15 protein-coding genes and 1 riboswitch are annotated in these 19977 nt (G+C 59.8%); of the genes, 8 read left to right on the top strand and 7 right to left on the bottom strand.

Annotated elements, in window-relative coordinates:
* Positions 1-999: 999 nt before the first annotated feature.
* The 4 genes from ACWPW0_RS16335 to ACWPW0_RS16320 all read right to left on the bottom strand — a co-directional run bounded on the left by ACWPW0_RS16335 (position 1000) and on the right by ACWPW0_RS16320 (position 4472).
* The gene (locus ACWPW0_RS16335) at positions 1000-1443 is read right to left on the bottom strand and encodes a ketosteroid isomerase-related protein (RefSeq protein WP_447593036.1); all 444 of its coding nucleotides are present in this window, start codon (positions 1441-1443) and stop codon (positions 1000-1002) included.
* A 104-nt stretch (positions 1444-1547) separates the two neighbouring features.
* Entirely contained in the window at positions 1548-2129 is a 582-nt protein-coding gene (locus ACWPW0_RS16330; RefSeq protein ID WP_447595686.1) for a TMEM165/GDT1 family protein, read from the bottom strand.
* Between the two features lie 51 nt (positions 2130-2180).
* A riboswitch (yybP-ykoY riboswitch) is annotated at positions 2181-2339 on the bottom strand.
* Positions 2340-2471: 132 nt separating this feature from the next.
* Positions 2472-3470 carry a methyltransferase gene (locus ACWPW0_RS16325; RefSeq protein WP_454255876.1) on the bottom strand — a complete coding sequence of 333 codons (999 nt, stop codon included), beginning with the start codon at positions 3468-3470 and terminating at the stop codon, positions 2472-2474.
* A 36-nt stretch (positions 3471-3506) separates the two neighbouring features.
* Positions 3507-4472 carry a 2-hydroxyacid dehydrogenase gene (locus tag ACWPW0_RS16320; RefSeq protein WP_454255875.1) on the bottom strand — a complete coding sequence of 322 codons (966 nt, stop codon included), beginning with the start codon at positions 4470-4472 and terminating at the stop codon, positions 3507-3509.
* Between the two features lie 197 nt (positions 4473-4669).
* Here ACWPW0_RS16320 and ACWPW0_RS16315 point away from each other — a divergent pair, with 197 nt between their 5' ends.
* Positions 4670-5296, top strand: coding sequence for a LysE family transporter (locus ACWPW0_RS16315; RefSeq protein WP_454255874.1), 627 nt, complete (start codon positions 4670-4672; stop codon positions 5294-5296).
* 29 nt (positions 5297-5325) lie between these two features.
* Here ACWPW0_RS16315 and ACWPW0_RS16310 read toward each other — a convergent pair whose 3' ends face one another.
* A complete protein-coding gene (locus ACWPW0_RS16310) occupies positions 5326-6099 on the bottom strand; it encodes an AraC family transcriptional regulator (RefSeq protein WP_454255873.1) in 774 nt (257 codons plus the stop codon).
* Positions 6100-6189: 90 nt separating this feature from the next.
* Here ACWPW0_RS16310 and ACWPW0_RS16305 point away from each other — a divergent pair, with 90 nt between their 5' ends.
* Complete coding sequence (locus ACWPW0_RS16305; RefSeq protein WP_454255872.1) at positions 6190-7374, top strand: MFS transporter; 1185 nt, start codon at positions 6190-6192, stop codon at positions 7372-7374.
* Positions 7375-7977: 603 nt separating this feature from the next.
* Here ACWPW0_RS16305 and ACWPW0_RS16300 read toward each other — a convergent pair.
* Entirely contained in the window at positions 7978-9153 is a 1176-nt protein-coding gene (locus ACWPW0_RS16300; RefSeq protein ID WP_454255871.1) for an acetyl-CoA C-acyltransferase, read from the bottom strand.
* 173 nt (positions 9154-9326) lie between these two features.
* Between ACWPW0_RS16300 and ACWPW0_RS16295 the strand changes: the two genes are divergently transcribed.
* The 6 genes from ACWPW0_RS16295 (at position 9327) to ACWPW0_RS16270 (ending at position 18892) form a co-directional block, all read left to right on the top strand.
* Positions 9327-11009, top strand: a complete 1683-nt coding sequence (locus ACWPW0_RS16295; RefSeq protein WP_454255870.1) for a fatty acid--CoA ligase — start codon at positions 9327-9329, stop codon at positions 11007-11009.
* Positions 11010-11227: 218 nt separating this feature from the next.
* Entirely contained in the window at positions 11228-13171 is a 1944-nt protein-coding gene (locus ACWPW0_RS16290) for a DUF1302 domain-containing protein (protein ID WP_454255869.1), read from the top strand.
* Positions 13172-13204: 33 nt separating this feature from the next.
* Positions 13205-14572: a DUF1329 domain-containing protein gene (locus ACWPW0_RS16285; RefSeq protein ID WP_454255868.1), complete on the top strand. Its 1368-nt coding sequence runs from the start codon at positions 13205-13207 to the stop codon at positions 14570-14572.
* Between the two features lie 132 nt (positions 14573-14704).
* Positions 14705-17443 (top strand): LuxR C-terminal-related transcriptional regulator, encoded by a 2739-nt coding sequence (locus ACWPW0_RS16280; RefSeq protein WP_454255867.1) that lies wholly within the window; start codon positions 14705-14707, stop codon positions 17441-17443.
* A gap of 54 nt (positions 17444-17497) precedes the next feature.
* Positions 17498-18142, top strand: coding sequence for an MBL fold metallo-hydrolase (locus ACWPW0_RS16275; protein WP_447593016.1), 645 nt, complete (start codon positions 17498-17500; stop codon positions 18140-18142).
* Between the two features lie 93 nt (positions 18143-18235).
* On the top strand, positions 18236-18892 hold the full coding sequence (locus ACWPW0_RS16270; protein WP_447593014.1) for an OmpA family protein: 657 nt from the start codon (positions 18236-18238) through the stop codon (positions 18890-18892).
* A gap of 84 nt (positions 18893-18976) precedes the next feature.
* Here ACWPW0_RS16270 and ACWPW0_RS16265 read toward each other — a convergent pair whose 3' ends face one another.
* Entirely contained in the window at positions 18977-19888 is a 912-nt protein-coding gene (locus ACWPW0_RS16265; protein ID WP_454255866.1) for an acyltransferase, read from the bottom strand.
* Between the last annotated feature and the right edge of the window lie 89 nt (positions 19889-19977).

Raw genomic sequence — 19977 nt, 5'->3', positions numbered from 1 at the left:
AGATCAGGGCCATTTCCCCGGCCCCTTGGTAAAGCTCAGCGTTGGCCTTTATCAGCAGGGTCTGGATGAAATCCAGGGCCAGGTCTGCACCCACCACGCCGCGAAACTGACCATTGACCAGGATGGGGACGTTGAACGAAGCCATCATCACCATCTTCCCACCCATCTCGTAGGGCGCGGGGTCGATGATGCAGATACCTTTGGTTTCCCGGGTGCACAGGTAATACTCGCCGGCGCGCACGCCGGTCGGGAGCAGTTTTTCGCTGGTCATCTCTGCGCCCAGAGGTTCGACCGTAGGCGTGCCGTCGGCCTTGCGATACCACCAGGGCATGAAGCGGCCGGATTCGTCATAAGCGTTTTCGGTCTGGCCGGCGTAGAGGTCGTCGTCCTGATCGAATGCGTTGGGTTCCCAGCCGATATAGGCGTCGAGCAACTTGGGGTTCTTCACCACAGCATTGCGCAACATGTTGGACAGTTCTTCTCGGTTGGTGCCAATCAGGGCATTGCCCTGGCTGTCGGTTTCGCCCATCAGGGCATTGACCTGGGCCAGGTTGCCGGCGATTGCCAGTGGGTATTCGAGTTCACGCTGGATCTGGCTGACCTGGGCTTGGCCCAAGGTGATCAGGCGATCCTTGATCATCTGTTCGAGCAGGTTGCGCGTGTTGTCTTCGACCATCGCCTGGGTGCGAGATCCGGAGTACATCGAGTACAGCACCAGTGCCGCAACCACGGCCAATACGCTGGCGCCGGCCAACGCCGCGACGGAAAACTGGATGGATTTGAATCGCATAGGGACTCCACATCAACGAAGGTTGCGCCTGTCCCTGGCTTATCGGCAGATCGGTGGTAAAGCATGAGAGGAGAACGGTGTAATTCTGCACCTTGCGATGCGTGCCTTGATACACGGTGAACGTCAATGATTGAGGTCCGATGTCGGCAGGCATGGACCTTTAGGTGGCAGATCGAGTCGTCCGGGTAAATGTGAGGGGAGCATAGCTGTCAGGGGAGGGCTTTTTCCGCGAATGGTCGGGTTTCCAGGCCCAGTTGGGCACGGAAACTTTCCATATCGAACATCGTGCAGATTTCCTGGATTTCACCCGCCGGAGTAAGGGTCCAGAAGGCCATGGCGGAGATGCTCAGGATCTTGTCGCTAGGCGGATAGCCAAGGGCGGGTTTCTGGATCGTGCCGATCAAGGTGCTCCAGGTCACCACTTTGAACCCTTCGGCGATACATTCCTCAAGCACCACTTCCAGATCTGGCATGGCCGTGCGGATTTCCTGCACCAGATTACTGAAACCTGCGCTGCCCAGAGGATGGCCGATGAAGGCGCTCTTGTAGAGGAAGTCACTGGTGTGCAGTTGCTCGGCCAGGGACATGCGACCTTTGTTCCACGTCAGATCTATGTGTTGGCGAACCCGTTTTTTCATCTCGTCCAGTGACATGCGCCGTTTCTCCATCCGACTGGGTTGTGCAAGTTTTTGCACAGGTTACCAGTCGGATCGAAGGCTTCGAATGCCCCTCAAAACGCCGTAACTTTCGGCGGTAATCAGCTGCCGCCGGTCAAGCCCAGTGCCTGACAGGCCGCGTAGATGGCCAGGGCGGCAAAAGCGAGAGCAGCCAGGCGACGAATGAGCGTCAATGGCAGACGATCGGCAGCGAAGTTGCCGGCCAACACCACAGGCACGTTGGCAATCAGCATGCCTAGCGTGGTGCCTGCGACCACGAGCAGGAAGTGCGGATATTGAGCGGCCAGCATGACGGTGGCGATCTGTGTCTTGTCGCCCATTTCGGCGAGGAAGAATGCGATCAAGGTGGTGACGAAGGGCCCGAAGCGTTTAAGGGCTGAACTGTCCTCGTCCTCGAGCTTGTCGGGAACCAGGGTCCATAGCGCAACGGCTGCGAAGCTGGCCGCAAGAATCCAGCTCAGGGTGGTGGTCGAGAATAGGCTGGCAACCCAATTGCCCACGGCGCCTGCAGCAAGGTGATTGGCGAGGGTCGCAACGACCATGCCCCAGATGATGGGCCAAGGCCGACGGAAACGGGCAGCCAACAGCAGGGCGAGCAGCTGCGTCTTGTCGCCAATTTCGGCGAGGGCGACGATTCCGGTGGGTACGAAGAGGGATTCCAGCATCAGGTGTTCCTACGGGGGCGGGTTCGACGGTTAGCTATGACACGTACTACCTCCCCGCCCCGGGTGAGATGTGCGTGTCATAGGTCTTGTCAAACCCTGGCCTTCTACGGGCCGGAGGTCGCATGCGCCATGGTCTGTGGACCAAGTATGTTGACGCATGCCGGGTGAGCGGGCGCTCACGGGAGACTACTCCCCTAGGACAGGGCGCATTCTGCCTAACTGGGCTGCAGTGGGCAACTGGTCTTTTGTGATTGCAGCGCTACCTGGCAACTCCATACCTCCTGAGCCAGTAGCAGGGAGTGTCATGCCTGGCGTCTGTGGCGAGTAGGCCCGTGTGCTCTACGGTCTTTTGGCGCTATAGATACGAAAGCCGTCGGCATCGGCAAGCACCTGGCAAGGGCCGAGGTGTTCTTCGATCAACGGTGGGTACTTGAGAAAGCTGTTGGCGACCAGGCGTAGCTCGCCACCCGGCTGCAAGTGCCGGGCAGCCTGGCGCAGCAGATGCTCGGTGGCCTGGTAGCTGGTGTGCACGCCCTGATGGAACGGTGGGTTGCTGAGTATTGCGGTGAGTGCCTGTGGGGCGGCGTCAATGCCGTCACCCACAATGACATTGGCCTCCAGGCCATTGGCGGCCAGGGTCAGCCGGCTGCTGGCGACGGCGAAGGCATCCACGTCGAGGAGGGTGACCTGGCTATCCGCATGGCGCCGTTTGAGCAGTGCGCCGAGCACGCCGGCACCGCAGCCAAAGTCGAGCAGATGGCCGCTGGGCAGGTTATCCAGATGTTCGATGAGCAAGGCGCTACCGCGGTCCAGGCGGCCGTGGCTGAATACACCGGGCAGGCTGATGACTTGCAGCGGACCATCAGCCAGGGGCAGTGTGTAGCGCTGGGCGAGTGCCGGTAGGTCTGGCCTGGTCACAGCTTCGCTGACCTCGACCTGCCACAGCTGGCAGTGGCGCGCGCTGTCCAGTTTGCGTGTGCGGCCATAGGCAGCCAGTTGCTTGGCGGCGCGTTCGATGCCGCCGCGCTTTTCACCGACCAGAAACAGGGTGCGCCCGTGCAGGTGCGAAGCCAGGGCTTGCAACAGGTAGTCGGTCAGCTCACGGGATTTGGGTAGGAACAGCACAGCGCTGTCGAAAGCGACATCCGGCGCTGTGGTGCCGAAGGTGCTGCGTCCGGCGAAGCGTGCCTCCAGGGTTGCCTGCTCGCCTGCATGCCAACTCCAGCCGCGGGCGCCGGGTAATTGGTTGAGCAGGTCGTCGGCAGGCAGACCAGCAAGCAGCACGTTGCCCTCGAACAGCTCTGCCTGGCGCAGTAGCACCTCGCTTCGTGGGTCCATGGGGGCTCCTGTTGCCGGTCGAAAAAGGCGCGTAGCTTAGCTGACCACTCGTTGCGGCGCACCGGCGAAGAAGGCTTCGGCATTGTCTTTCAGTTGCCCGACGATACGCTGGCGCGCCTCGCGGCTACCCCAGGCATTGTGCGGGGTGATGATCAAGCGTGGGATGTCTGCCGCCAGCAGGGGATTGCCAGCTCGTGGCGGTTCTTCGGTGAGCACATCGAAGGCGGCGCCGCCCAGGTGACCTGCGCGCAGGCTATCGGCCAGCGCTTGCTCATCGACCAGGCCACCACGCGCGGTATTGATCAGCAGGGCCGTGGGTTTGAGCAGGGCAAGTTCGGCTGAGCCGATCAGGTTGCGGGTGTGTTCATTGAGTGGGCAGTGCAGGGTCAGGACGTCGACCTGCGGTAGCAGTTCATTCAGGGGTAAGCGGTCTGCACGTGATGGCCGACCAGGCAGGGCGCCCAGCAGCACGCGCATGCCGAATGCTTCCGCCAGCCTGGCCACGGCACCGCCCAGCTCTCCGTGGCCCAGCAGGCCGAGGGTCTTGCCTTCGAGCTCGATGATGGGAAAGTCCAGCAGGCAGAACTGTGTTGCCTTCTGCCAGGCGCCTGCCTGCACTGCCGCATGGTAGTCCGGCAGGCGTGTGGCGAGGGCGAGCAATAGCATGAGGGTATGTTGTGCCACCGATGGGGTGCCGTAGCCCTGGCAATTGCACACGGTGATGCCCTGGTTTCGGGCCGCAGCGAGGTCGATGTTGTTGGTGCCGGTGGCGGAGATGAGAATCAGTTTCAGGTCGGGGCAGGCGGCGAGGGTGTTGGCATCCAGGTGCACCTTGTTGGTGATCGCGACCTGGGCACCTCGCAGGCGTTCGGCGAGCTGCCCAGGTGCACTCTGCGCATGGACGACCAGTTCACCGAAAGCCTGCTGCAGAGGCTGCATGTCCAGGTCGCCGAGGTCGAGGGAGGCATGATCGAGAAAGACTGCACGGACGTTATTGTTCATCAGCTGTACCTGTCTGGGCTGAATTGACTGGCATAAGGTTGCCAGCCTGGCGTGTCGATGCCTACCGTCCAGTCCTGCCGTTCAGCCAGTTCTCCATGATTCTTGGCCGGTGCCGACTGTCGATATCGCCTGATTTTCTCGTGAGTGAGAAGATAGGCCCCTGTTTAAACGGCGTTGGCCATTGTCTTGGAGGTTGCATGTACTGGGCGGAGTTTCTCACCGTGGCGCTGATCCATCTGCTGGCCGTGGCCAGCCCCGGCCCGGATTTCGCCGTGGTCGTACGTGAAAGCGTGGCCAATGGCCGACGGGCCGGGACGTGGACGGCGTTCGGTGTAGGCACGGGGATTCTCGTGCACGTGGCGTATTCGCTGCTGGGAATCGGTCTTATCGTGTCGCAGTCGATCGTGCTGTTCAATGCGTTGAAATGGCTGGCGGCCGCCTATTTGCTGTACATCGGCTTCAAGGCACTACGGGCCAAGCCGGCACCTGCCGGCGCGCTGGATGTCGCTGCCGCGCCTCTGCGTTCTTCTCGCGGGGCTTTCATGACGGGCTTCGTCACCAATGGCCTCAACCCGAAAGCCACCCTGTTCTTCCTCTCGTTGTTCACTGTGGTGATCAACCCGCATACCCCCTTGGCGATACAGGCGGGGTATGGCTTGTACCTGGCCGTCGCCACCGGCTTGTGGTTCTGCCTGGTGGCCATGCTGTTCAGTCAGGCGCGGGTGCGAGCCGGCTTCACCCGGATGGGGCACTGGTTTGACCGGGTGATGGGCGCCGTGCTGATCGCATTGGGTATCAAGCTGGCGTTCACCGAGCTGCGCTGAGTCTTCGGTGGGGGCTGTGAACCTCTGACTCAGGGGTTCAGTTCAGTCAGTCGGGTGATGGCCTGTACATACTCGCGTGGATTCTCCCCCAGCAGGCGGCGAAACATGGCGCTGAAGGCGCGCGGGCTGGCATAGCCAAGTGACTGGGCGATGCTCTGCACGTTCTCGCCGGCAATCAGGCGGGGCAGAGCCTCGGTCAGTCGCAATTGCTGGCGCCATTCCTGAAAACTCATGTCCAGCTCCTGGCGGAACAGGCGCGCCAGTGTGCGTGAGCTGGCGCCTACCTGTTGTCCCCAGTCCTCCAGGGTGAAGGTGTGCTCAGGGCTTTGCAGCAGGGCCACGCAGATCGCCAGCAGGCGCCGGTCTGCGGGCATGGGCAGATACAGCGGCAGGCGCTCGAGTGCGGCGATCTCGCTAAGGATCAACTGCTGAATCAGCGCCGCGCTGGGGGCTGTTCCGCCCTGTTGCTCGATAGCGCGCAGAATCAGCTCGCGCAGCAACGGTGTTACCGCCAGCACGCAGCAACCGCTCAAGCCGGTTGGGCAGGCTTCCTGCGGGATGAATAGGGTGCGCATGCGTACCGTGCCGGAAATGAAGATTTCGTGCTCCAGGTCCGGGGCGATCCACACGGCACGGGTGGGCGGAATCACCCAGGCACCTTGTGCTGTCACCAGGCGCATCAAACCACTGGCCGCATAGAGGAACTGTGCCTGGCGGTGGCGGTGCGGTTCGATATGGTGGCCGTCGACATAGTCGATACCGACGGCGGCGAAGCGGCCGGTTTGGGGGAATTCGATCAGCATGTCAGGTTTGAGGAGTTATCTGGCAGGTGTGCGCTTTGTGGTCAACCTAGCATGAGCCCTCATCACAACCAACCCTCCAGAGCTGCTGCCATGAGCCAAGCCCGAACGATCATCAACTACATCAACGCTGCACACATCCTCGACCACATGTTCATGCTGATTTTCCCGGCTGCGGTGCTGGGCATGACGCAGAGCTTCAACCTGAGCTACGCCGAGATGATCGGCCTGTCACTGGGTGGCTTCATTGCCTTCGGTGCCTGTTCGCTACCCGCCGGTTGGCTGGGGGACAAATGGAACAGGCGCTACATGATGCAGCTGTTCTTCTTCGGCATTGGGGCTTCGGCGATTCTGACCGGATTGAGCTCCACGGTACCGACCCTGGTGATCGGCCTGACACTGATCGGGGTGTTCGCGGCGATCTACCACCCGGTGGGCACCGCCATGCTGGTGGCCCATGCGAAAAATCGTGGTCATGAAATCGGCGTCAACGGCATGTGGGGTAACCTGGGGGTGGCGTTTTCCGCGTTGCTCACCGGTCTGCTGAGTGCGCATTTCGGCTGGCGTGCCGCCTTTCTCGTTCCGGGTGCGATTGCGATTCTCATCGGCCTCATGTTCGCCCTGCAGGTTCGTCGCGAGGCGCCAGTTGTGGCAACACAGCAGGCACCCCGTGGTGTCGGTGGTCAGCGTATTTCCATGCCGCTGGTATTCGGGGTGCTGGCATTGGTGACGGCAACGGGCGGGGTGATCTTCAATGCCAGCACCGTGACGTACCCGAAACTGTTCCAGATGCGCCTGGACGAACTGCTGGCTTCACCGCAGACCCTTGGCCTGGTCGTCAGCCTGGCGTATGCCTTTGGCGCGGTGGCGCAATTGATCATGGGGCGTCTGCTTGACCGCTTCAGTCTGAAGTACCCGTTCGTGCTGCTGACGCTGTGCCAAGGGCCTTTGCTGGTAGCGCTGGCGTATGTCGAGGGCTGGCCGGTCATCGTGCTGGGGGCAGCGTTCATGTTCGCAGTGTTTGGCCAGGTCACGGTGAACGATGCCATGGTGGCCAATTTCGTTGCGCCGCAATGGCAATCGCGGGTATTTGCCCTGCGTTACTTCGTTTCCTTCGGTGCCAGTGCTGCTGCGATTCCGCTGATTGCCTACATCGAGCCGCGTCAGGGGCTGACCGGGTTGTATCTAGTCCTGGCGGTATTCGGCGGGCTGACCTTCCTGGCGGCGCTGGCGTTTCCGCGTACCGCTGCACCAGAGATTCGCCCGGCTGCAGCCTAGGGGCTATGACACTGGCCGGATCGAGGCAGTTGCGGGCTTTATCTGTGGGAGTGGGCGGGGACGCCCAGTTCGTGCCTGCGATCGCGCGCATGGCGCGCTCCCACGAATTCCGCATCCAATGTGGCGACCGGCTACTCCTGTCTCTTTCCATCCGACTCAATGGGTTACAGCGGAACATCAATAGCACCTGGATCCGGATGGCAGGACACAGAAAAGCGCGGTCATGACCGTAATGCTGTTCACATAAGCATTTGCGGCTTGCCGGGACACTCCAGGAACCCGCTGCCAGTCATCTGGCTGCGGGTTATTTGGATATTTTCCAGCCGCGCCGAGGGGGCCTCTTTGAGGCACAAGCGGACACCGCAATTGGTGGGCTGAAGCCCACCCTGCGCGGGGTGTAACTCTGTAGGGTGGGCTTTAGCCCACCAATCGGCGCGTCATGACACACAACGGTCGAACGTCCGCTTGTGCCTCGATCTGGCCATCCATGTCGAAACGTCAACAGACCAAGAAAAACGCCGCGACTCCCATTGGGATCGCGGCGTTTTTCTTAAATGAACAGCATTACGGTCATGACCGCGCTTTTTGGGTTGAGCGAAAATCTCAGAGCAGTTCGATAGCCACCGCTGTCGCTTCGCCGCCACCAATGCACAGCGAGGCCACGCCGCGTTTTCCGCCGGTCTTCTGCAGGGCATTGATCAGAGTGACGATCAGGCGCGATCCGGTCGAGCCAACCGGATGGCCTTGTGCGCAGGCACCACCGAAAACGTTGACCTTGGCAGGGTCCAGGCCGTGTTCGCGTATGGCCAGCATGGTCACCATGGCAAAGGCTTCGTTGATCTCGAACAGGTCGACATCGTCCTTGCTCCAGCCGGTCTTCCTGAACAGGTTGCTCATCGCGCCGATGGGGGCGATGGTGAACTCGCTCGGGTCCTGGCTCTGAGTCGCATGGGCAACGAGCTTCGCCACAGGTTTGAGGCCGCGACGTGTTGCTTCTTCTGCGGTCATCAGCACCAATGCACTGGCCCCATCAGAGATCGAGCTGGCGTTGGCGGCGGTAATGGTGCCGTCCTTGCTGAAGGCAGGCTTGAGGCCGGGAATCTTTTCCAGGTTGGCGTTGAGGGGTTGCTCGTCGTCCGTGATCACCGCCTCACCCTTGCGGCTGGTGACGGTCACCGGGACGATTTCCGCGACCAGTGAGCCATCCTTGATCGCTGACTGCGCACGACGCAGCGATTCGATGGCGTAGGCATCCATCTCTTCCCGAGTGATGCCGTACTTGTCGGCAGTTTCCTGGGCGAAGGACCCCATCAGGCGTCCGGTGCGGGCATCTTCAAGGCCGTCGAGAAACATGTGGTCCTTGATGTCGCCATGGCCCATACGCAGGCCGCCGCGGGCTTTCTCGATCAGGTAGGGCGCATTGGACATGCTCTCCATGCCCCCGGCGACCATCACCTGGTTACTACCGGCCTTGAGGGCGTCATGCGCTTGCATCACGGCTTTCATGCCCGAGCCGCAGAGCTTGTTGATCGTGGTGCAACCGGTCGCGGCTGGCAGGCCGGCATTCAGCGAGGCTTGACGGGCAGGCCCTTGCTTCAGGCCGGCGGGCAGCACGCAGCCCATGATCACTTCTTCAACATCCTCCGGTTGAATACCCGCGCGGGCGACCGCTTCGCGAATAGCGATGGCGCCAAGTTCCACGGCAGGTACACCGGACAGGCTTCCCTGAAAGCCACCCATTGGCGTGCGTGCGCCGCTGACGATGACGATATCGGACATCGGAATTACCTCTTTCTGCTGATGCCGTGAACGGCAGGTGCTATCGATTCTACTCCGTGACTAAAAATGGCCAAAGAGTCACTGGGGAAAATCATTCTTTGGGCTGATTTATGCATGACGCGCGGCCTCTAGATTGGGCGCCACAAGAAAACGTCTGCTTTAAGGAAGTCGCCATGCTGCAAACCCGAGTCATACCTCCCGCCGAAAATGCCAACCAGGCGCCATTGCTGATCAAGCGCCTGCTGCTGTCCGGCAGCCGCTACGAGAAGACCCGGGAGATCGTCTACCGCGATCTGGTCCGCTACAACTACACGACCTTTGGTGAGCGCGTGGCGCGCCTGGCCAACGTACTGACCGAGGCCGGGGTCAAGGCCGGTGATACCGTGGCGGTGATGGATTGGGATAGCCATCGCTATCTGGAGTGCATGTTCGCCATACCGATGATCGGCGCGGTGTTGCACACCATCAATATCCGTCTGTCTGCGGAACAGATCCTCTACACCATGAACCACGCCGATGATCGCTTCGTGCTGGTCAACAGCGAATTCGTGCCGCTCTACAACAGCATTGCGAGCCAGCTGACCACGGTAGAGAAGACCGTGCTGCTGACCGATGCCGAGGACAAGACCGCCGATTTGCCGAATCTGGTGGGTGAATACGAGACCCTGCTGGCTGCTGCCAGCACCCAGTATGACTTCCAGGATTTCGACGAGAACTCCGTCGCCACCACCTTCTATACCACTGGCACCACTGGCAATCCCAAAGGTGTGTATTTCACTCACCGCCAACTGGTCCTGCATACCCTGGCTGAAGCCAGCGTAATGGGCAGCGTGGACAGTGTGCGCCTGCTGGGCACCAACGACGTCTACATGCCGATCACCCCGATGTTCCACGTGCATGCCTGGGGCATTCCATACGTGGCCACCATGCTCGGCATGACGCAGGTCTATCCGGGTCGTTATGACCCGGAGTTGCTGGTCCAGTTGTGGCAGAAGGAGAAGGTGACGTTCTCGCACTGCGTGCCGACCATCCTGCAAATGGTGCTTAACGCCAAGGCCGCACAAGGCGTGGACTTCGGTGGCTGGAAAATCATTATCGGTGGCAGCTCGCTCAATCGCGCCCTGTACGAGGCGGCCAAGGCGCGCGGTATTCAACTGACCGCCGCATATGGCATGTCGGAAACCTGCCCGCTGATCTCCTGTGCTCATCTCAATGAAGAACTGCTGGCCGGCACCGAGGACGAGCGCATCACCTACCGCATCAAGGCGGGTGTGCCGGTGCCGTTGGTAGAAGCCGCGATCATGACCCCGGATGGGCGCCTGTTGCCAGCCGATGGCGAGTCGCAGGGCGAGCTGGTACTGCGGGCGCCCTGGCTGACCATGGGCTACTTCCGCGAGCCGGAGAAGAGCGCCGAACTGTGGGAGCACGGTTGGTTGCACACCGGCGACGTGGCTACTGTGGATGCCTTTGGCTTCATCGATATCCGGGATCGCATCAAGGATGTGATCAAGACCGGTGGTGAATGGCTGTCCTCGCTGGAGCTGGAAGACCTGATCAGTCGTCATCCGGCGGTACGTGAAGTGGCCGTGGTGGGTATCCCTGATCCGCAGTGGGGAGAGCGCCCATTCGCGCTGCTGGTATTGCGTGAGGGACAGAGCCTGGATGCCAAAGGCCTCAAGGAGCACCTCAAGCCATTCGTGGAGCAAGGCCACATCAACAAGTGGGCGATACCCAGTCAGATTGCGCTTGTTACCGATATTCCCAAGACCAGTGTGGGTAAGCTGGATAAGAAACGCATTCGTCTGGATATCGTGCAGTGGCAGGCAGCCGGGAGTGCCTTTTTGTCGACGGTCTGACCCACTGTTTGCGCCTTTTGGGCGATTTTCGTGAAATCCGAGCAAACGCTTGGCTCACAAATTGCTGTTGCGATACCCGTCCGGCCAGGCACGTATTTCGTGACCGGCCGGTCTAGAGAGGCTGGGGACTTGAAATCACACTTTCGAGGGATCAAGCAGTACTAGCGTCTGGCTATAGTCCGCACCATCCATAACAAAAAACACATGGAGTAGCGTCGATGACAACAACAAACACGTTCTGGCGTCTGGCCAAGCTGCCTTTGGCAGTGAGCCTCGCTTCCACCCTCGCTGCACCGGCATTCGCCGTGAACTTCAACATCGGTGAAATCGAAGGTCAGTTCGACTCCTCGCTCTCGGTAGGTGCCAGTTGGTCGACTGCCAAACCCAGCAAGGATCTGATCGGCGCCAACAACGGTGGTCGCGGCCTGTCGCAGACTTCCGATGACGGTCACCTGAACTTCAAGCGCGGTGAAACCTTCTCCAAGATCTTCAAGGGTATCCATGACCTTGAGCTGAAATACGGTGACACCGGTGTCTTCGTTCGTGGCAAGTACTGGTATGACTTCGAGCTGAAGGATGAAGGTCGCGAGTTCAAGGACATCAGCGACCACAACCGCAAGGAAGGCGCCAAGTCGTCCGGTGCGCAAATTCTCGATGCCTTCGTTTATCACAACTACTCCATTGCCAATCAGCCTGGCTCTGTTCGTTTCGGTAAGCAGGTTGTCAGTTGGGGTGAAAGTACTTTCATTCAGAACGGCATCAACGCCGTCAACCCGGTCGATGTATCTGCTTTCCGCCGCCCGGGTGCTGAGATCAAGGAAGGTCTGATCCCGGTCAACATGTTCTACATCTCCCAGAGCCTGACCGAAAATCTTTCGGCTGAAGCGTTCTACCAGTTGGAGTGGGACCAGACTGTTGTCGATAACTGCGGCACATTCTTCTCTCAGGCAGACATTGTTGCTGACGGTTGCGATAGCAATTTCAATGTTCTTTCAGCTTTGAGCCCTGCACAGCTAGCTGCGATCAACGGCAACATTACTGCTCTCAATGCTATACCGGGTCGCAATGTAGATTTGGTTTCCTCTACGAGTGAAGGTGTGGTTGTTCCTCGTTATGGTGATAAGGATGCTCGTGACTCTGGTCAATGGGGCCTGGCCTTCCGCTACATGTTCGAGCCTCTAGACACTGAGTTCGGTGCCTACTTCATGAACTACCACAGTCGTGCACCAATTTTCAGCGGTGTGGGGGCTAGTGCTGGAGCTATCGCCACAGCAAACGCGATTGCACAGGGTAATTTGGCGCTTGGTGCAACTCCGACAGTAGCTGCCGGCTCTGGTGCAACAGTCCTGGCTGCCAACGGCGGCTATTTCATGGAGTACCCGGAAGACATCAGACTGTATGGCCTGAGCTTCTCCACCACGCTGCCTACCGGTACTGCCTGGCAGGGCGAGATCAGTTACCGTCCCAATGCGCCGGTGCAATTGAACTCCACGGACATTTTGTATGCTGGCGTAAAAGGCGTTGCGCTCACCGTAGCCCCCGGCGTTGTTGTGAATCCGTATGGCAGCGCGTCGCCGCTTGATGCAGACGCTGAGGGACTATTGCATGGCTATCGCCGCAAGGAAGTGACTCAGTTGCAGACCACCTTCACTCACTTTTTCGACCAGGTTATGGGCGCTTCACGTCTGACCCTGGTGGGTGAGGTCGGCTGGACTCATGTTGGCGGGCTGGAAAGTTCTAAAGACGTCCGTTATGGCCGTGACCCGATCTTCGGATCTGGTGGTGATATGTGTCTTGCGTTGAACAGGGGCACCGGTGGTGCGAATCCTGATGCCGGCAACGTAGCCAAAGGGTGTGATCGTGATGGTTTCACCACGAAAGACTCTTGGGGTTATCGCGCTCGTGCCATCTGGGAATACCCGGATGTATTCGCCGGTGTGAACCTCAAACCAAGCGTGGCCTGGTCGCATGACGTAGATGGCTACTCGCCTGGCCCAGGCGGCAACTTCGAGGAAGGCCGTAAGGCTGTCAGCCTCGGTCTGGATGCTGAGTACCAGAACACCTACACCGCCAGCCTGTCCTACACCAACTTCTTCGACGGCAAGTACTCGACCACTGACGACCGCGATTTCGTGGCCCTCAGCTTCGGCGTGAACTTCTAAGCCCAGAACATAAGAATAAGGATGACTATGCAGATGAACGCGAAAAAAGCCCTGTTGAAATCCGGCGTGCTGGCTCTGTCCATGCTCGCCACCAGCGTGATGGCGGCCGTATCGGCTGACGAAGTGGCCAAGCTGGGCACTTCGTTGACGCCGCTGGGTGCGGAGAAGGCTGGCAATGCTGATGGTTCGATCCCCGCGTGGACTGGTGGTCTGCCGAAGAATGCCGGCACCGTGGACAGCCGTGGTTTCCTGAGCAACCCGTTTGCCGACGAGAAGCCACTGTTCACCATCACCGCGCAGAACGTTGACCAGTACAAGGACAAGCTGACCCCGGGTCAGGTCGCCATGTTCAAGCGTTACCCGGAAAGCTACCGCATTCCGGTGTACACCACGCACCGTACTGCCACCGTTCCGCAAAATGTGCAGGACGACACCAAGTACAACGCTGCCAACACCAAGCTGGTCGAGGGCGGTAACGGTCTGGAAAACTTCAAGACCGCCAACCCGTTCCCGATTCCGCAAAACGGCCTGGAAGCCATCTGGAACCAGATCGTCCGTTACCGCGGTGGTAGCGTACGCCGTCTGGTAACCCAGGCGACTCCGCAGCCGAACGGCTCCTACAGCCTGGTGTACTTCCAGGACGAGTTCAGCTTCCCGACCAGTCTGACCGACTACAACCCGGCCAAGCCGAGCAACATCCTGTTCTACTTCAAGCAGCGTGTAACGGCTCCGTCGCGTCTGGCTGGTAACGTGCTGCTGGTGCACGAGACCCTCAACCAGGTGAAGGAACCCCGTCTGGCGTGGCTGTATAACGCCGGTCAGCGTCGCGTACGTCGCGCTCCGCAGGTGTCCTACGATGGTCCGGGTACTGCCGCCGATGGTCTGCGTACCTCCGACAACTTCGATATGTATAACGGTGCTCCTGACCGTTATGACTGGAAGTTGGAAGGCAAAAAGGAAATCTACATTCCTTACAACACCTATAACCTCGATTCGCCAAACCTGAAGTACTCCGACATCGTCAAGGCTGGTCACATCAACCAGGACCTGAGCCGTTACGAGCTGCACCGTGTGTGGCACGTAGTGGGTACGCTGAAGGCCGGCGAGCGTCACATCTACGCCAAGCGTGATGTGTATATCGACGAGGACACCTGGCAAGCAGCGGTGATCGACCACTACGACGGTCGTGGTTCCCTGTGGCGTGTAGCTGAGGCTCACTCCCAGTACTACTACGACAAAGAAGTACCGTGGTACACCGTGGAAACCCTGTATGACCTGATCTCCGGCCGCTACCTGGCTCTGGGTATGAAGAACGAGGAGAAACAATCCTACGACTTCAACTACAAGGCTTCCTCCAGCGATTACACACCGGCTGCCCTGCGTCAGGCTGGCGTGCGTTAATCCGCTTCACGTTGTATGAAAAAGCCGGCCTTGTGCCGGCTTTTTCATTTTCAGCAACACGCTGCGCTTCAAAAGCGCGGGCCAAGGGGATAGGCTGCGGAGCATTCCAACTGACGAGTTGCCAATTGCCACGTGACTGATCTGTCCCGCTTCCCGGCTTCCCCTGAATTCCCCATTTCGGTAGCGGAGGGCCGTTTCTTTCGTCCGCCGTTACCGGTTGGCCATGTGTTGCGCCCGCGATTGTGTGAGCGGCTGGCTGAAGGGATGGAAGGGCGGCTGCTCCTGATCACGGCTCCGGCGGGCTTCGGCAAAAGTTCGCTGGCTATCGAGTTTTGTGAGCGCTTACCCGGGCAGTGGCAGAATCTCTGGTTGAGCCTCAGCCGGCGTGATAGTGACCCGGGGCGTTTCCTTGAGCGGCTGCTGGATGGGTTCCGTCAGTTCTTCCCAGCCATTGGTGAGGAGGCTCTTGGCGTCCTGAAAATGCGCCAGCCCCATCAGCCCTTCGCCTATGAAGAATGGCTTGATGGCTTGATCGATGAATTGGTTAAACGTCTTGATCCGGCGACACCGCTGCTGCTGGTGCTGGATGACTACCACCTGGCCCAAGGCCCCGTGCTTGATCGTTGCCTGCAGTTCTTTCTCAATCACTTGCCCGCCGGCATGTTGTTGCTGGTCACCAGTCGCCAACGTCCGGACTGGCACTTGGCGCGCTTGCGTTTGTCACGGCAACTGCTGGAGCTGCATGAGCAGGATCTGCGTCTGACGGCCGAAGAGGCCGGTGAGTTGTTATCCAGCCAGGGCGCGCGTCTGACGGTAGAGGCTTTGCATACGTTGTTGGAGCGCAGTGAGGGGTGGATCGCCGGATTGCGCCTGTGGCTGCTGACCGCCGATGAGTCTTGTTCCACCGAGTTCGCACAAGGAATGCACGGTGCTCAGGGGTTGATTCGGGATTACCTGCTCGAGGAAGTGATCGAACGGCAGCCAGCCGAAGTGCAGGCGTTTCTCTACGAGACGGCATGCCTGGAACGTTTCTGCGTTGAACTCTGCGATGCGGTACGTGACAGTCATGACAGTGCGGCGATTCTGCAGCAGCTGCAAGCCAACCAGGTCTTTCTGGTGCCGCTCGATGAGCATGGTCACTGGTTCCGTTATCACCATTTGTTTTCCGACCTGCTGCGGCTGAGTCCTGCTCCGAATCTGTCGATGCCGCAGTCCAGCCTGCACCTGCGGGCTTGCCGCTGGTTCAGTGCTCAGGGTTTGCTCGATGAGGCGGTAGAACAGGCGTTACGCGCAGGTCAGCCCGATGTGGCGGCCAATCTGGTTCAGCACTTTTCCGAAGAGCATCTGCTGGCCGAGCAGAACGTGGCGATGTTGCTGCGTTGGAAGATGGACCTGCCAGACAACCTGTTGAGCAGTACACCACGCCTGATCGTGCTTTATAGCTGGGCCTTGGCGCTGGCCTGCCAACTGGATGCGGCCGAGGACCTGGCTAACCAGCTCGCGCACTTCTTGCCAGCACCTTCGGCAGACGAGCAGCAATCGCTGTATGCCCAGTGGCTGGCGGTCAGTGGTGTCATAGCGCGTGGGCGTGGCGATAGTCAGCGGGCTGAAGCGTTCTGTCGTGAAGCCCTCGCCGTATTGCCCGTCGAGCGTTTCGGCCCCCGATTGATGTGCCTGTTCACCCTGTCGAACCTGGCGGTGGTGCGCGGCGATTTGTGGCAGGCGCGTGTACTCAATCGCGAGGCGCTGGAATTGTCTCAGCGCCAGGGCAATCCCTTGCTTGAGGGCCTTAGTCACTACAACCGCGGGCGTGTGCTGTTGGCTCGTGGTGAGGTAGTGCGTGCGCTGGATGAGATGCGCCATGGCCTGGAACGCCTGCGTGGTCTGTCGGCGCAGCGTGTCTATGCGGTACGGGCACGTTTGACCATCTATGAAGGGGTGCTGCTGGCGCTACGCCTGCAATCGGAAGAGGCGCGCAAGCGCCTGATTACCGGTATCGCCGAGGCGCGTGCCTGTCGCGATATCAGTTTGCTGATCGGCTATTGCTTCCTGGCCAGCGAAGAAGGCCGCAGCGGCCGCTTTGCCGAGGCATTCGCCCAGCTTGCCGAGGCCGAGCGGCTGATGCATATCTGGGACATCCCGCCGGTCTACTACCTGGCGATGATCACGCTGACCAAGTGTGAGCTCTGGTTGACCCAGGGCCAGGTCGATATGGCGCAGGTCTGGCTGTTGCGCCTGGCCGAAACCTACAGTGGCGAACATGCCGCGACGGCTCCTGAGTTCTACCCACAATTGCCTTTGCATGTCGAAATCCACCAGGCCGCTCTCGAGCGTCGTCAGGGCCAGGTCGAGCGTGCTGAGCAGCGCTTGCGCACGTTGGTGCAGCGTGCCGAGGCGCGTGGTGGCCAATTGTTGGGTATGTTCGCCCAGGTTCAACTGGTGCTGTTGTTACGGTCGGCTGGCAATGAGCGTGACGCTCAGCAGCAACTGGTCAGTTGCCTGGCAGCGAGTGCAGGTGGAGGACTGCTGGCATTCCATGAACTGTTATCCCATCAGCCCGGCTGGCTGAGTGAGCAGTTGCAGATGGTGACCAGCACGCCGTTGACCGAAGCCTTGCAGGCGCACTTGCCGTTGCCTGAGGAAGCCGAAGAGGCGTATGTCGCCATGGGCAATACCGAGGCGCTCAGTACGCGCGAGCTGGCAGTGCTGCGCTTGATCGCCCTGGGTTGCTCCAACCAGGAAATCAGCGAGCGCCTGTTCATCTCCCTGCACACGGTCAAGACCCATGCGCGCCACATCAACAGCAAGCTGGGTGTGGAACGGCGTACCCAGGCTGTGGCGCGCGCCAAAAGCCTGGGCCTATTGCGCTGAGCTCGCAGCTTCACAACCTTCAGTGACGCTTGTGTCAATCAGTAGAAGAACCTTATGGACACCGAAAAAATCACACTGATTCGCGAAACATTCCCTGTCGGGCCTTTGCAGTGCAACTGCACGTTGATCGGTGATCCGCTGAGCAAGAAGGCCATCGTGGTTGATCCGGGTGGTGAGCCGCAGATGATTCTGGCGCGTCTGCAGGCCCACGGGCTGACGCTGGTGAGCATCATCCATACCCACGCTCATCTTGATCACTTTCTTGCCTCCGGTCAGCTCAAGGAACTGACGGGCGCCAGCCTGCATCTGCATCGTGAAGACCAGTTCCTCTGGGACAACCTGGAGATGCAATGCCGCATGTTCGGCGTGCCTTATCAGCCTGTCCCCGCCCCGGACCAATGGCTGGCCGACGACGAGGAACTGGCCTGTGGCTGTGGCGTTGCCTTGCACACGCCAGGGCATACGCCTGGCTCCATGAGTTTCTGGTTTCCGGAAGCCAAGCTGCTGATTGCCGGCGACACCTTGTTCCGGCGGGGCATTGGGCGTACGGACCTGTGGGGTGGTGACTATGCGACCATCGAGCGCTCGATCAAGTCCCGGTTGTACAGCCTGGACGAGGATGCCACGGTGGTCACTGGGCATGGTCCGGACACACGCTTGGGCGATGAGATGCGCGAGAACCCGTTTATCAGGGCTTGAGCTGCCCCCGTGCCAGGGAACTTAACGGCGTTGGAACGCTCCGAGGCACGGATTATTACCTTCTGTTCTGCACCACCAAATAAGGAAGCACCTATGAAGATACAGCGTAACCTGCTGACCGCTGCGATGGCGTTGGCCCTGCTCGCTGGTTGCACCAGCAACCCTTACACCGGCCAGAGCCAGGCCAGCAAAGCGGGCATCTACGGTGGGGCAGGCGCGGTGACCGGAGCGGTGATCGGTGCTGCCACGGCAAGCAAGAAAGACCGTGGCAAAGGCGCCCTGATTGGCGCAGCCGTAGGGGGAGCTGCAGGGGGTGGTTATGGCTATTACGTCGATACCCAGGAAGCCAAGCTGCGCCAAACCCTGCAAGGCTCGGGTGTTCAAGTACAGCGTAACGGCGATGTGCTGACCCTGATCATGCCGGGCAATATCACCTTCGCCAGCAACTCGGCGGATATTTCCGGCAGTTTCTACCAGACCCTCAATTCGCTGGTGCTGGTGTTCAAGGAATTCAACAAGAATGGTATCGACATTGTCGGCCATACCGACAGCACAGGCTCCGCTGAGCTGAACCAGAGCCTGTCGACTCGTCGTGCGCAAAGCGTAGCGTCTTACCTCACGGCCAATGGCGTGCAGGGTTCGCGGATTTCGGCCTATGGCGCCGGACCTAATCAGCCTATTGCCAGCAATGCCAACGAAGCGGGCCGGGCGCAGAATCGCCGGGTCGAGATCACCCTGCGTCAGCTGTAATAAATAGAGGGTGTGGCCTGCGCTGGTGGGTGATATTGGCCAGCGTCAGGCCCGCCAATCGCGCATCACGGCCGATCGGTCGGATCACTTGCCAGTGCCGGGAAACTCCTGGTGCAGGCGTTCCAGTTCGGCATCCTTGTCGATCCACAGCTGATTGACCCACTGCTGGAAGCGCAGGCGGTATTCGGCATCCTGGTCATAGTTCTGGCCGATGAACTCGGCCGGAATCGGCAATTCCTGGAAACGCACGACCACTTCGCCGAGGCGCCCGCTGAGCAGGTCCCAGAAGCCGGGATTGCCGCCGGGATAATGAATGGTCACGTTGACGATGGAGTGCAGTTGCTCGCCCATCGCATCGAGCACGAAGGCAATGCCGCCAGCTTTGGGTTTGAGCAGGTATTTGAAAGGCGATTGTTGTTCGTCGTGTTTTTCCGGGGTGAAGCGGGTGCCTTCGAGGAAATTGAACACCGACACCGGGTTGCTCTTGTAGCGGGCGCAGGCCTTGCGAGTAGTGGCCAGGTCCTGGCCGAGCTTTTCCGGGTGCTTGGCGAGGTAGGCCTTGGTGTAGCGCTTCATGAACGGAAATTCGAGCGCCCACCAGCATAGGCCGATCACGGGGACCCAGATCAGTTCCTGCTTGAGGAAGAACTTGAGCAGGGGCATGCGCTTATTGAGCAGGTATTGCAGTACCAGAATATCCACCCAGCTCTGGTGGTTGCTGGTAACCAGGTAGGAGTGCTGCAGATCGAAGCGCTGGATACCTTGCACGTCCCAATGGGTGCGCCGCACTAGGTTCATCCAGAACTTGTTCACGCCAATCCAGAATTCCGCGATGCCATGCATGACGAAACGCAGGAAGCGCTGGATAGAAGGGATCGGTAACAACAGTTTGAGCAGGGCTACGGCGAACAGAGGCCAGCAGCAGATCAAGGTGTTCAGGGCCAGCATCAGGCTAGCCAGCAAGCCGCGCAACGGGGCGGGTAGAAAGTGCAGCATGGGGGCAGAAGCCTCCTGATAGGGGGCATTCTCTGTGCCCTGGAATCGATCGGTTACCTGCAGCAACTCACCTGCGACAGGTCGGTCCG

It is taken from the genome of Pseudomonas sp. Marseille-Q8238, from assembly GCF_965111915.1.
Note: the sequence above shows the minus strand (reverse complement) of the source record. Positions and strands in the feature narration are given on the sequence as shown.

Excerpts from the sequence above, each read along its gene's own strand:
- ACWPW0_RS16320 (WP_454255875.1), bottom strand. The coding sequence starts at position 4,472 with ATGAACAATAACGTCCGTGCAGTCTTTCTCGATCATGCCTCCCTCGAC.
- ACWPW0_RS16325 (WP_454255876.1), bottom strand. The coding sequence starts at position 3,470 with ATGGACCCACGAAGCGAGGTGCTACTGCGCCAGGCAGAGCTGTTCGAG.
- ACWPW0_RS16285 (WP_454255868.1), top strand. The coding sequence starts at position 13,205 with ATGAACGCGAAAAAAGCCCTGTTGAAATCCGGCGTGCTGGCTCTGTCC.
- ACWPW0_RS16270 (WP_447593014.1), top strand. The coding sequence starts at position 18,236 with ATGAAGATACAGCGTAACCTGCTGACCGCTGCGATGGCGTTGGCCCTG.
- ACWPW0_RS16275 (WP_447593016.1), top strand. The coding sequence starts at position 17,498 with ATGGACACCGAAAAAATCACACTGATTCGCGAAACATTCCCTGTCGGG.
- ACWPW0_RS16290 (WP_454255869.1), top strand. The coding sequence starts at position 11,228 with ATGACAACAACAAACACGTTCTGGCGTCTGGCCAAGCTGCCTTTGGCA.
- ACWPW0_RS16305 (WP_454255872.1), top strand. The coding sequence starts at position 6,190 with ATGAGCCAAGCCCGAACGATCATCAACTACATCAACGCTGCACACATC.
- ACWPW0_RS16300 (WP_454255871.1), bottom strand. The coding sequence starts at position 9,153 with ATGTCCGATATCGTCATCGTCAGCGGCGCACGCACGCCAATGGGTGGC.
- ACWPW0_RS16310 (WP_454255873.1), bottom strand. The coding sequence starts at position 6,099 with ATGCTGATCGAATTCCCCCAAACCGGCCGCTTCGCCGCCGTCGGTATC.
- ACWPW0_RS16265 (WP_454255866.1), bottom strand. The coding sequence starts at position 19,888 with ATGCTGCACTTTCTACCCGCCCCGTTGCGCGGCTTGCTGGCTAGCCTG.
- ACWPW0_RS16335 (WP_447593036.1), bottom strand. The coding sequence starts at position 1,443 with ATGTCACTGGACGAGATGAAAAAACGGGTTCGCCAACACATAGATCTG.
- ACWPW0_RS16315 (WP_454255874.1), top strand. The coding sequence starts at position 4,670 with ATGTACTGGGCGGAGTTTCTCACCGTGGCGCTGATCCATCTGCTGGCC.
- ACWPW0_RS16295 (WP_454255870.1), top strand. The coding sequence starts at position 9,327 with ATGCTGCAAACCCGAGTCATACCTCCCGCCGAAAATGCCAACCAGGCG.